Source organism: Myxococcales bacterium (assembly GCA_016706225.1).
Taxonomy (GTDB): domain Bacteria; phylum Myxococcota_A; class Polyangia; order Polyangiales; family Polyangiaceae; genus JADJKB01.
This window is the reverse complement of the sequence record JADJKB010000021.1, coordinates 1,083,393-1,095,787: the sequence shown is the minus strand read 5'-3', so window position 1 is coordinate 1,095,787 and position 12,395 is coordinate 1,083,393. Positions and strand designations below refer to the sequence as shown.

Annotated in this window: 7 protein-coding genes; 4 read left to right on the top strand and 3 right to left on the bottom strand. The window is 66.2% G+C overall.

The annotated features are described in order from the left end of the window. Nucleotides 1-7 precede the first annotated feature (7 nt). The 3 genes from IPI67_29580 to IPI67_29570 form a co-directional block, all read right to left on the bottom strand. The gene (locus IPI67_29580; protein MBK7584343.1) at nt 8-1,795 is read right to left on the bottom strand and encodes a hypothetical protein; all 1,788 of its coding nucleotides are present in this window, start codon (nt 1,793-1,795) and stop codon (nt 8-10) included. Between the two features lie 120 nt (nt 1,796-1,915). Next, complete coding sequence (locus IPI67_29575) at nt 1,916-2,620, bottom strand: hypothetical protein (GenBank protein ID MBK7584342.1); 705 nt, start codon at nt 2,618-2,620, stop codon at nt 1,916-1,918. Between the two features lie 164 nt (nt 2,621-2,784). Further along, nucleotides 2,785-4,749, bottom strand: a complete 1,965-nt coding sequence (locus IPI67_29570) for a VWA domain-containing protein (protein MBK7584341.1) — start codon at nt 4,747-4,749, stop codon at nt 2,785-2,787. A gap of 87 nt (nt 4,750-4,836) precedes the next feature. Here IPI67_29570 and IPI67_29565 point away from each other — a divergent pair, with 87 nt between their 5' ends. From IPI67_29565 to IPI67_29550, 4 genes are all read left to right on the top strand, one after another. Continuing rightward, a complete protein-coding gene (locus tag IPI67_29565; GenBank protein MBK7584340.1) occupies nt 4,837-5,799 on the top strand; it encodes a hypothetical protein in 963 nt (320 codons plus the stop codon). 123 nt (nt 5,800-5,922) lie between these two features. Next, nucleotides 5,923-9,348 carry a tetratricopeptide repeat protein gene (locus IPI67_29560; protein ID MBK7584339.1) on the top strand — a complete coding sequence of 1,142 codons (3,426 nt, stop codon included), beginning with the start codon at nt 5,923-5,925 and terminating at the stop codon, nt 9,346-9,348. Then, nucleotides 9,345-10,451: a tetratricopeptide repeat protein gene (locus IPI67_29555; GenBank protein MBK7584338.1), complete on the top strand. Its 1,107-nt coding sequence runs from the start codon at nt 9,345-9,347 to the stop codon at nt 10,449-10,451. Before IPI67_29560 ends, IPI67_29555 begins: the two co-directional genes overlap by 4 nt. Before the next feature lie 95 nt (nt 10,452-10,546). After that, a complete protein-coding gene (locus IPI67_29550) occupies nt 10,547-12,370 on the top strand; it encodes an IgGFc-binding protein (GenBank protein ID MBK7584337.1) in 1,824 nt (607 codons plus the stop codon). Nucleotides 12,371-12,395 lie beyond the last annotated feature (25 nt).

The window sequence follows — 12,395 nt, the reverse complement described above, 5'->3', positions numbered from 1 at the left end:
CGACGGCTCACCACGTCACCGACGCCGCGCCGCCCTTGTCGACCTTCACCCACAAGATGCGGGCCTTCGCCTCGAAGAACCAGCCGCTCGGCTGGGCGTCCAGCTGAGCTTTGTCGCTCGCGGCCGGCAGCGCAGTGCCATCGAGCTGCACGGCGCTCGGTTCTGCCTCGACGCGGACGCGAGCGGTGACGGTGGTCGCGCGACGCGAGAGCATCAGCTCACCGAGCTTCGCGCCGACGATCGTGGTCAAGTCGTCCGCATCGTGAATGACGAATTGGGTCTGGGTCGGTGCGGGAAAAACGAGCAGCGTCAGCTGACCCGCCTGCGCTGAGCTGCCCATCGCGGTCACCTCGCTCTCGACGGCCAGCGGCACGATGGCGCCTTCGCGGACGTAGAGCGGGACCCTCGCCCGATCCGGCTGGCTCACGGCCTTCAAGGTCTGGCCGCCGTCGAGCCACGCGCCGTCGAGCTGCCAGAAGTCGAGCCAACGCGCTCCCGACGGCAGGTCGACGTCCCGTACGCCCGAGGTGTCGAGGATCGGCGCTACCAGGAAGGCGTCGCCCAGCTGATACCGGTAGTCGCCCGCCCAGCTGGATTCGTCACCAAGGGGCTGCATCGCGACTGGCCCACCCTCGAGTGCTTCTTCACTCAGTGAGTAGAAGAACGGGACCAGCTCTCGGTGCAGGGTTGCCCAGTACCGATACAGCGCCACGGTCTCATCGACGTGGTCCGGCACGGTCCAGGGGGTGATGTTGGCGCGCCCGTGGAGCTGCATGAACGGCGTCAGAGCCCCGACCGCCGTCCAGCGCGCGAACACCAGGCCGTCGAAGGGGAGCTTCGCACCCAGCAAGTCTTCGTCGTCGGCGTCCAGGTAGCCACCGATGTCCGAGCCGATGTTCGAATAACCCGCCCGGGCAGAGCGGAAGAGGTGGTCGAGCGCGTCCGCCAGGCCGACATAGTCACGGCGGTTGTCCCCGACCCAAGCGACGGGCGCGTGCTCCGCGCGCGCGTAGAAGCGACCAGGAAATCCGTACGAGCGATCATACGGCCGCACCATGGTGACGAACTCGTCGCCGCGGCGTTTGCGGCCATAGGCGAAGTAGTCGCGGTAGTACTCCTCCGAATACTCCTGCCGATTCTTGTCCCCTGCGGCGGTCACGATTGGGTCGCTGTTGATGTACTGCTCGCCGAAGTCGAGCTTCCAGCCGTCGATGCCCTGGGCGTAGAGCGGGTCCTGCTGTTTGTGCCACCAGGCCACCGCCTTCGGGTTGAAGAAGTCGAGGGCTGCGCCGCTGCCCTTCCACCACTGGTAGCGCTCGGCTTCGTTGACGAAGAAACCACAACGCTCGCCCTCTTCCAGGTTAGGGCTCGCTCCGACGTACGAGTCTCCGCCCGGCTCGAAGTCGTAGGACGATACGTTGACCATCTGCGTCACCCACAGCACCACGCGGATGTCTTGTTGATGCAGATCGCTGACCATCTCAGCGAAGCCTGGATAACGCTCGGGGTTCGGTACGAAGGTGTTGTACTGGGTCTCCCACGGGCTATCGAGCACGACGGCGCCGACGGGGATGTCGCGGTCGCGAAACCCCTTCACGAACTCGCGGGTGTCGTCGGCGCTCGAAATGTCCTTGCTGATCCAGGGCTGGAAGGCCCAGCGCGGCGTCGAGAGCGGTGGCGTGGCGATGCTGGGCGTCGGGAGGTTGCAGGGATCTTCCGGGCCTTTCTCAGGGTCTTCATCGCTGCACGCCGTCGCCAGCAGACACGACAAGAGCGTCACTCCGATGCGTTTCACGGCGGGGAGTGTAACCCCGATTGGCGCCGGCCGACGTTCCTCGCCCTTCCCCCACAAAAAGAGCGCGGCGCCCGTTTCGGGGCGCCGCACCTGTCCTCGCTTCGCGCGAGGAACCGAACATCATTTTGCCGGGCAGACCGTGAAGTGGTTCGTCTTCGGCGAGACCGAGTCCTTGCCGATCATCACCTTCTTCGCCGTTGCGCCCGAGTCGAGCTGCAGATCGAAGCGAACACAGCTGTCCTTCGGCGCGCGGAAGTCGAAGCCGTCGACGTGCCCCTTGGTGCTGAAACGGAACAAGACCTCACCACCGGTGCCACGCTTGATGCGGTCACCGAACTCGGTGCGGGATGGGTGGACCTTGCCGATGGGCTTCTGCACACCCTTCACTCGGCCGCGGAACTCGTGGAGCTTCTTGGCGGTGGTGGTGCGGAGCTTCCAGATACCGGCGGCGTTGCGCCAGATCCAGAAGGCAGCCGGCGCGCCGGGCTCGATGCCCTTCGGTCGTCCTGCAGCCACACCGACGGCGAGCTCTTCGGGCATACCCTGCGTAGCCGGTGGCGCGTCCACGGGCTGCTGCGGTGGCAGAGCATCCGCGACCGGCGCGGCGTCCTCGGAGTCGGCAGGGATGTCGGCATTGGGATCGTCGACCGCCGGTGCGGGCGTCGTCGGTGCCGCGGTCGGCGTCGCGGCAGGCGCGGCGGCGGGCGCCGCAGGCGCCGCGGGCGCCGCGGGCTGTGCCGGGGCTGGATTGTTGTGGACCACGCAGGCGACGCTGGTCGTCGCTGCAACCATGAAAAAACCAAGCAGGGCAGTACGCAGATGCATGACATTCCTCCCGAATGAACGAGGCGCGCAGACTATAGCCTCGGGCGTTTGACGAAAGGGAAGGGGTGATGGTGCAACCGGGCACGCTTTTCGTCGAGCGCCCGGATTTCGGGAGAAATCCGCCAGATTCTCCCCGAATTGTGGCGGACGCCGGCCGCTCGGCGTCAGAGTTGGACCATCCAGGTCGTCCACTCCTCGTCGAATTGGGGGGGCAAGACCAGGTCCCAGACCGCTTCCGAGAGGCAGCGTTGGAGCAGCGGGTCCGCCGACGTGCTGAGCTCGACTCGGGTGACGTCGACGACCTCGGCGAACGTCGTCTCCAGCGAGACACTCGCGCTATCGGCCGTGCCGCCGCAAGCGATGAAGGTCGGCTCGAGTGTGTCCCGCAGCCACTGTTCGCGATCGAGCGGGGGCGCTCGCCCCGACGCTGACGTGGCACCCATACGCAGCTGCGGCGCCCGGCCGAATCCCGAACCCATCCCGCTCTCACTTCGCTCGAGTCCCTCCGTCGACGGGCGCACACCCGGCTCGATCGCGAGGTAGCTGGTGACGGGGCTCACCGCGCCGCCGGCGAGCGCGAGCTGCATCATCTCGGGCTCGGTGAGCTCGCTCCAGAGGGGGCTGCCGAACACGAGCGCCGCCCAGCGCTTGCCCGCCGCGGCGTCGGCATGAACGACGTGCTGGACCGATTTCGACCAGAGCTGGCCCTCGACGCGAACCCAGGCCACGTCGCGCTGGCTCATGAGGAGCTGTTCATAACCCTGCCCCTCGTCGAGGCTCTGCGGCGGCTCCGTGATTGCGCCCATCTCGAGATCGGGTGAGTACAACTTCAAGTGATCGATGCGCAGGGGGCGGGCCCACTCCTCGTACACGCTCGCCATTCGCTTGCTGTCGCTCCGCGCGTCGCTGGCACTCGCTTGCCAGACCAACCCGCCGGTCCTTGCGACGGCGTCCGCCCAGGCGTGAGTGTCGTCGCGCGAGAGGCTGACGCCGCGACTGCGGAGGACGCCGATGTGAGCCACCGCACCGCTTGCGCCGAGCGCCGCGCGAATGCGCTCCGGCTTGAGCTTGGAACGCACGATGGCATCGCTGACCAACACCAGGCGCCGGGCGCGGCCAGCGGGGGCGGCAGCCAAGATGGATTCCGCCTCGGCGAGCGCGGCGTCGATGGCGCTGCCGTTCTTCTGCTCGATCTTCTGTGTCGTGAGATCGCTGCGGGCTCGCGCCACGGGGACGAACGCGCCGTAGCGTCGGTGCAGCTTGCGATCGAAGCTGATGACCTCCACGCTAGCGTCTGGAAAGTGGGACAAATAGGCCGACAGGGCGGCCTGTTCGGCGGCCAGGAGGTCGCTCGAGAGGGAGCGCGAGGCGTCCAGGAGCACCACGATTTGAGCGGCGCGGGGGACCTTGGCGACACGGGGCGCCGCCTCGATGGAGAAATGCGTGACGAAACGCGAACCGGCCGCTGACACCGCGAGCTCGCCGCCGACCGGCTCCGTGGTCTTGGGGACGAGGCCGAGCTCGGTCGTGGCCCCGAGCGCTGCGCGAACGTTGGCGCCCTTCGCCGCGGGTCTGTCGTCCATCAGCAGCTTGTCCCCGCGCGCGGCTGCAGCGAGGCTCACCTGGGCAGCGAGCTCGGTCGTGCCGAGGCCAGGTAGTACGTAGCGGTGCGCCCCACGCTCGTAGTGGGTCGGGACGAGCAGCGTGTACTCGACGGACTTGGAAGTGTCGGGCGCGACAGGAAAGACCTGAAGCAGCAGCTGTCCTTGGTGGCGCCACGAGAGCAGCGCCGGATCCTTTGGATAGTACCCTCCGATCCCCGTCAGCTCTTTGTACTTCGCCGCGGCCGCCTCCGCTTCCATCAGCTCGCCGGCGAACCACACGGGGCGACCGGCAACGCTTCCGAGGGTCTTGAGCCCGGTGGCAGCGGCACCGTCCGGCAGTGTCAGCCAGAACATCGCCTGGTCGTGGCGTGCTCCTTGGTTTTCGACCGAGCGCCGCACACGCAGCTCGGCGTAACCGCGGTGCACACTGACCTCGACCTCGTGTTTGCGCTCGTAGAGCTTCTCGCTGCGAGTGCCGTGCACGTTGTCCTGTGCGCTCGCGCTGACCGCTGAACAGAGAACCAAGAGCCCGAGACGCGTGCTTTTCCCGCTCACCCGGCGACTGACAGCCCCGACGGCTCGGAGTTCCCTTTCCTGCTAGAATCCGCGGCGATGACCCAGTGGCAGCGCATGGGACTTGGGGTGGCAATGGCCCTCTGTCTGCGCTGCGGTCTGGAGGAGACGGGCGCCGCGTCGGGTGGCCCCGACGCCGGGGGCGGCGCCGGGGGCAGCGTCAGTACCACGGGCGGCGCTTGGGGGACGGGTGGCCTGGGCGGAGTCGCAGGGGTCGACGCCGGTGACGCCTCCGAAGATGGGCAGGCCGGCGCGGCGGGCACCGCAGGCAGCGGCGGTGTGCTCGCCGGCGGAACCGGCGGCGGTCTGAGCGGCGGTTCGGGTGGTATTGCGCTCGGCGGCACGGGCGGTGTCGCGAGCGGCGGCACGGGCGGTGTTGCGACCGGCGGCAGTGGAGGAACTGGCGCCGCCTGCGGCGTGGTGGGTGCGGTCTGCAGCGGCGACGTCGCTTGCTGTCAAGGTCATTGCGGACCGCTGGTCAGCGCGGACCCGAACGACTGTTACGTCTTCGGCAAGTGCGCGGAGTGCGACGACGACGGCCAGTGTGGTAGCGGACGTTGCGACGCTTGCAAGTGTGAGCCCAGCTTGGCATTCGGTGCGGTGTGCAATGAAAGTAGCGATTGCACGAGCAAGAAATGTGGGCCGTTGACGTTCACGGCTCCCAACGACTGCTTCGTTGCCAGCAAGTGTGCTGACTGCGACGCAAACAACCAGTGCCCGAGCGGGCGCTGCGACGCCTGCAAGTGCGAGCCGAAGCTGACCTTTGGTGCGGTGTGCAACGAAGACAGCGACTGCACGAGCGGAAGATGTGGCCCGCCGGCGTCGGTGGATGTCAACGATTGTTACGTGTTTTCGAAGTGCGCCGAGTGCGACGACGACGGTCAGTGCGGCAGCGGTCGCTGCGATGCCTGCAAGTGTGAGCCGAAGCTGGCGGACGGAGTCGCGTGCAACGAGAACAGCGACTGTCAGAACGGCTGGTGCAGCGGGAACAAGTGCAAATAGCGCGGCAGCGGGCTGACACGGGGGTGCGGTCAAAGGCTGCGATTTCGGCGGTCGTTTCAGCTTTTCTTGGGCCTACTCGTGGGATCCCCCGAGGACTAGGGCGTGATACGCTCCTCTGCCGTCGTGAATCGTTCGTCCCTCCGCCGTTGGTCCGTTGGCACCGTCCTCGTTCTCGTGCTGAGTGCTGGCGCCGCGTTCGCCGACGAGAACGATGCGCCCAGTGTGCCGGCCGCAGCCGGCGACAAGGGCCGCATCAAGCCCAAGGGTGAACGCCAGATCGGCGTTCGCGAGCGGCCGACGGTCAAGAAGAAGAAGGAAAAGACCCGCGAGGCCAAGCGCGAGGTGCGGCTGTCTCTGCAGATCCCGGAGCGGTTGCGCGCCACGCTGATGAAGAAGATCGATCAGCGCATCGTCAGGAACCAGGCCAAGGCGAAGAAGCTGCGCGCGGACGCGATGAAGCTGCTCGACAAGTTCATCACCGAGTCCCCCGACGACGAGCCAGAGATGGCCGAGGCGCTGATGCGCATGGGCGAGCTCGAGTGGGAGGACTCACGCGAGCAGTTCCTGGTGAAGTTCCAGGACTGGGAGAAGCGCCCGACCGACCAACGGGGTGACCCGCCCAATCCGGATTTCACTCGACCCCGCGCCCGCTTCCTGCGCGTGCTCAAGAACTACAAGACCTTCGAGGACTACGACCTGGCTTTGTACGTCGACGGTTTTCTGGCCAACGAGGAGGCCAAGTTCCCGGAAGCCCTGGGCCGCTTCAACAAGATCCTCGAGTGGTTCCCCAAGAGCCGTTTCGCTCCCGACGCCCACATGGTTCGCGCGGAGTTCGAGTTCACGAAAGAGTTCCCGAACTACGAGACGGCCTACAAGGAGTACGAAGAGGTCCTCCGCTACAAGGACAGCGAGCTGTACGACATCGCGCTGTTCAAGAGCGCGTGGTGTCTGTGGCGCCTCGATCGAGCGGAGGAAGCGGCCAAGCGCTTTCTGGCCGTGTTCAAGGCCACGGCCGACGGCAGCGCCGCGAAGGATGGCAAGAAACGCTCCGAAATCGACGAGCTTCAGGCCGAGGCGCTCAAGAACCTGGTCGCCGTCTTCGTCGAGGACGAGAAGAACAGCGCCGAGGACATGTACAAGTTCTTGGTCAAGGCCGGAGGCGACAAGTTCGCCGGGCGCATCGTGCGCGCGCTGGCCGAGGCGCTCTACGACCAGGCGCACTACGAGCGTGGCATCGAGGCCTATCGACTGCTGTTGAAGCTCGAACCGATGGCGCCGGACGCGTACAAGTTCGGTCTGGCGGTGGCGCAGGGCCACTCGACGATGGAGAGCTGGAGCAAGCTCCAGGACGACTACAAGTGGCTGCTCAAGGAGTACGTCGCGCCCGCGCCCAAGAGCAAACAGAAGCCAGGCGCGTGGGTGAAGGCCCACGGGCCCAAGACGGTGCAAGCGGCGTCGGACGCGATCGAGAAGCAGCTCCGCGACGACGCGATCGGCCTGCACGCCAAGGCCCAGGCCGACAAGACCAGCAAGGGAGAGTTCGGCGGCGCAGTGGGGCTCTACGAGGTCTACCTGACGCGGTTTTCCCAGGGCAAGCAGGCCTACGACGTTCACTACAACCTGGCCGAGATCGCGTTCTACCGGCTGGAGGACGCCAACAAGGCCGCCGACCACTACCTGGCTGCGGTGCGGCTCGACCCGAAGGGGCCGCGCTCCCGCGATGCGCTCTACAACGCGCTCGCCGCGCTCGAGTTCGCTCGTTACAAGGAGTTCGAAGCCAAGAAGGCCGCGGGCAAGAAGCAGGAAGAGTCGCCGACCGACAAGAAGCTCACGGAGGCGATGGAGCTCTACATCAAGACCTACCCCAACGACCCGGACATCCCGGAGCTGCTCTTCCGGCAGGGTAAGCTCTATTACGACTACGAGGTCTACGACCCGGCCGTGCGGCAGTTCGGGCTCTTGGTCGAGAAGTATCCGCGTGGGAAGTACGCGGAGGGGGCTGGCGAGCTGATCCTCGACAGCTTCAACAAGAGCAAGGACTACGAGAACATCGAGACCTGGGCACGACGCCTGAAGTCGGCGCCCGCGTTCATCGCGCCCGACAAACAGAAGCGTTTGAACGGGCTGATCGTGGTCGCAGTGTTCAAACAAGGCGAACAGTTCGCCGAGGCTGGAAAACACGACAAGGCCGCGTCGGCGTACCTACGCGCCGCCAAGGAGTTTCCGACCGAACCCCGCGCCGCCCAGGCCGCGGTCAACGCCGAGGTCGAAGCCAAGAAGGGCGGCGATCTCGAGACCATGAAGGCCGCGGTCGCGATCCTGATCGCGGACCACCGACAGCGCGACGAAGCCGCACAGGGTGCGTGGCTCGCGGCCAACACCTTCCAGGAGATCGGGCTCTTCAGCGAGGCCGCGGACTACCACGACGTCATCGCCGAAAATTTTCCGAAGTCGGACCACCACAAGGACGCCGCGTTCAACTCGGTCCTCCTGCGCACGACGGTCGGCGACACGCAGCGAGCCATCGATAGCGGCAACCGCTTCCGGAAGACCTACCCGCGCGACGAGGCCGCAGAAGAGGTCACCTTCCTCATGGGCAAGGCCTACGAGAAGGCGGAGAAGTGGAAGGACGCGGCGGGGATCTACGACCGGTATACCCATGCTGCCAAGACCCCGAACGGACAGATCGAAGCCTACGTGCGGCTGGCGTCCGTGCGCGTGAAGCTGGGGGAAGAGAAGGCCGCGGGGAGCGCGCTCAGCCGCGCGATGGACACCTACAAGCAGCGGAAGAGCCAGCTCGACGACAATGGCAAGTACTTCGCGGCCAAGGCCAAGTACATGCAGGGCGAGCGTATCTTGGCGGAGTTCGAGGCCGTCAAGGTCGAGGGTGACGTCAAACAGCTCAAGGATCGGCTCAAGAAGAAGGGTGAGCTGCTGAAGAAGGCGGCCGAGACCTTCCTGGGGACCGCCGAGATGGCCGTCGCCGAGTGGACGACGGCGTCGCTGTATCAGATCGGATTCACCTACGAGACGTTCACCAAGGCGCTGCTGAACTCTCCGCCTCCGCCGAGCCTGAGCAAGGAAGAGCAGGAGATCTACAAACAACAGATCGACGAGTTCGTCGTTCCGATCGAGGAGCGCGCGCTCGAGGCCTACGAGAGCGGCTGGAAGAAGGCCCTGGAGCTCGGCATCTTCAACAGCTGGACGGCGAAGATGCGCGCCGCGCTGGGGCGCCTGAACTCGGAGCTCTATCCTCCGCTCAAGGAGATCGGGTTCGAGCTGCAGAGCAAGGGTCCGGCACCTTTGCCTCCGCTGATCGACGGGACCCGTCGCACCAAGGGCAATCGTAGCGAGCCTTACCTGATTCCGGCGCCCGAGCTTCCGGAAGCGAAGGACAAGGGCAAGGACGAAAAGAAGGACGACAAGAAGAGCAAGGACGACAAGAAGGAGTCCGCGGAGAAGGACGCCGACAAGAAGGCCGAGGACGCCAAGAGCGACGAGAAACCCACCCTCAAGGGCAAGGGCGTCAAGAAGGGGGGCAAGAAGTGAGTCCCGGGGCGCGACTTCGCGCGCGACTCAGCGCGGCCGCGGCGGTCGCCCTCTTGGCGCTGGCGTGTGGCGGTTCGACGGCTGCGAAGAGTGCACCTGTGTTGCCGCCGGCGAACCCTCAGGCGTTGGGCAAGATGGCGCAGGCCGTCCAGTCCCCGAACGAGCGCCAGAAGGCCATCAAGCTGCTCCGCGAGGCGGTGAAGATCGACCCTAACCTGTGGGAGGCGCGCTACGACCTGGGAGTGCTCCTCGCCCAAACGGGTGACCTGGCTGACGCCGAGGTCGAGCTGAGCAAGGCCTCCAGTCTGGCGCCCAACGCCGAGGACGTCGTCGTGGCGCTCGCTGAGGTTCGACGCCGGCTGGACGACCCGAAAGGCGCCGTTGCGGTCCTCGAGCCGTTCGTGAAGTCGTTTCCGAAGGCAGTCGCCGCGCGCATCGAGCTCGTGAGCGCATTGCGCGAGGCGGGTGAGGTCGAGGCCGCCATTCGACACGCTCGTGAGGTGTTGGTGCGCCGCTCGAACGACCCGAACGCTCTCGCAGAGCTCGCCATGAGCCACCTGGAGCGCGGTGAGGTCGACACCGCGGAGCTCCTGGTCAAAGAGGCCGAAAAGGCCGCCCCGAACAACGCCATCGTGGTGCGCACCGCGGGCCTGGTCTCGCTCAAGCGCGGGGACGACGCGATCGCCTTCCGACGTTTTGCCAAGGCCAGTGAGCTCGATCCGAAGGACACGACAGCACGGTTGAACACCGGGACCGTGCTGCTTCAAGCTGGCATCTACGACAAGGCCGTCGCCGAATTTCGCGGCGTCATTGCCGTCACTCCCGACGACGCAGCGGCTGGCGTTGGTCTCGCCGCTGCGCTCCGGGGTACGGGCTCGCGCGACAAACAGGGCCCCTACCTCGAGGCCGAGAAGATCTTGAAGGGTGTGCTCGAGCGCGAGCCAAAGAACATCGCGGCGCTCTTCAACCTGGGAGTGTTGTACGCGGACTTCTTGAAGCGAGCAGCCGACGCAAAGCCGCAGCTGACGAAATTCCTGTCCCTGGCTCCCAAGGCCCACCCGGCCCGCGCCGAAGCCGAGAAGATCCTCAGCGGCACCAAGTAGCGGCCAGCTCCCAGTTTTTTCCGCCCACTCCGCTGCGCCCCGCCCACTCACCCGAGAGCCGGCGGATGTCGGCGGAGGCAGGGAGTATGACCAGGGTGAAACTCGGGAAAAGTCCGGCGAAGTCATGGGCGCTGGCGGGGGTGGTTGTGCTTGGCGCCTGCGGCGCGGTCCTGTCCGCGTGCGCCAGCACGGACGACGACCTGGGCGCCGACCGGGCCGGGGGACCGAAGATCGATTTTTGCGCGACGGGTGGCGACGGCTTTGCGTGCGAGGGGGCACAAGCCGTCGACTGCGCCGACAAGACCCATCGCGTCGATTGCGCGGCCATCGGCAAGACCTGTCACGAGGGCGTGGGTTGTGTGACCTGCACACCGGGGGCGGGCAGCTGCGAGAACGGGCAGGCCAGCGTCTGCCGCCCGGATGGCGCGGGTTATCTGAGCTACCAGTGTGACGAGAAACAAGGCATGACCTGCACGCCCGGAGGCTGTGTCGGCGCTTGTTCGTGGGGAGCGCTGGGTTCGAGCTATCTGGGCTGCGACTATTACCCGACCGTCACCTTGAACAACGGGGTCTGGGACGGCTTCGAGTTTGCGGTCGTGGTGTCGAACGTCGGCAAGGTCGCCGCCAACGTGCTCATCACGCGCGGCACGGATGAAATCCGGTCCTTGGTACTGGAGCCGGGGAAGCTCGAGACCCTGCGGCTGCCGTGGGTGAAGGAGCTCAAGGGGCCCGACCCGAATTTCATGGGGCAGCCGCAACCTCCCGGCACGAGCAGCCTGGTCAAGGGCGGTGCCTATCGAGTCCGGAGTGATCAGCCCATTGCGGCCTATCAGTTCAACCCGCTCGACTACCAGCTCGAGCCGAGGCCCAGCGACTGCCCGAAGGGTCCGAGCGGGGACGGTTGTTATTCCTACTCGAACGACGCATCACTGCTCTTGCCGGCGCACGCGCTGCGCGAGCGCTACACCGTCTCGACCTGGCCAACGCTCGGCTGCAAACCCGCATTTTTCACCATCACCGCGACCGCAGACGACACCGAAGTTCAGCTGACGCCGCGGGGAGATCTCGCGCCGGGTGGTGGCTTCGATTCATCGGGTCAGGGTTACGCCAAGCTGAGCCGAGGGGATGTGCTGCAGATGATCGGCATGTCGACAGGCGGGCCATTCTGCTTCGATTCGGCCGGCTCTGACGTGACCGGCTCGGTGGTCGTTGCGTCCAAGCCGGTGCAGGTCATTGCCGGGAACGGCTGCGCGAACATCCCGGCTCCGGAGACCCAAGCCTGCGACCACGTGGAGGAGGTCATGTTCCCGGACGAGACGCTGGGGCACGAGTACGTCGTTGCGCCGCCGGCGACTCCGTCGGGTCCGAACCCCGACGCCCAGCAGACGCTGCGCATCGTGGCCATCGAGGAGGGAACGGACGTGCTCTTCGATCCTCCGAGTGTGCATCTGCCGGTGGTGCTCGGCCCGAGCAGCCCTCCGCTCGAGATCCGCTACCTGCGCGACAACGTGCGCATCAAGGCGGGCAAACCCATCATCGTTGCGCAGTTCATGCAAGGTACGGACAAGAACGGCGACGACGGTGTCGGGGGCGACCCCGCTCAATCGATGGCGATCCCGACCGGCCAGTACCGCAACGAGTACACGTTCCTCGCGCCGGAGAGTTACGCGTCGAGCTGGGTCGACGTCATCGCTCGAGTGGGCCAGACCGTGCGAGTCGATGAGCAGGTCGTGAGCAACTTCACCGCCATCGGCGAGAGCGGCTGGGGCATTGCTCACGTGAAGCTCGGCCCAGGCAGCGTGCACCAGGCCTCAGGCGCGAAGACCTTTGGCATCACCGTCTACGGCTACGGCGACTGGACGAGCTACATGTACCCGGGCGGACTGAACCTGGGGACGATCAACCCGACCGTGAAGTGAGAGCGGACGCGGGCGCTCGAGGGCG

Coding starts and splice junctions, on each gene's coding strand:
- IPI67_29575 (MBK7584342.1), bottom strand. CDS start 2,620: ATGCATCTGCGTACTGCCCTGCTTGGTTTTTTCATGGTTGCAGCGACG.
- IPI67_29565 (MBK7584340.1), top strand. CDS start 4,837: ATGACCCAGTGGCAGCGCATGGGACTTGGGGTGGCAATGGCCCTCTGT.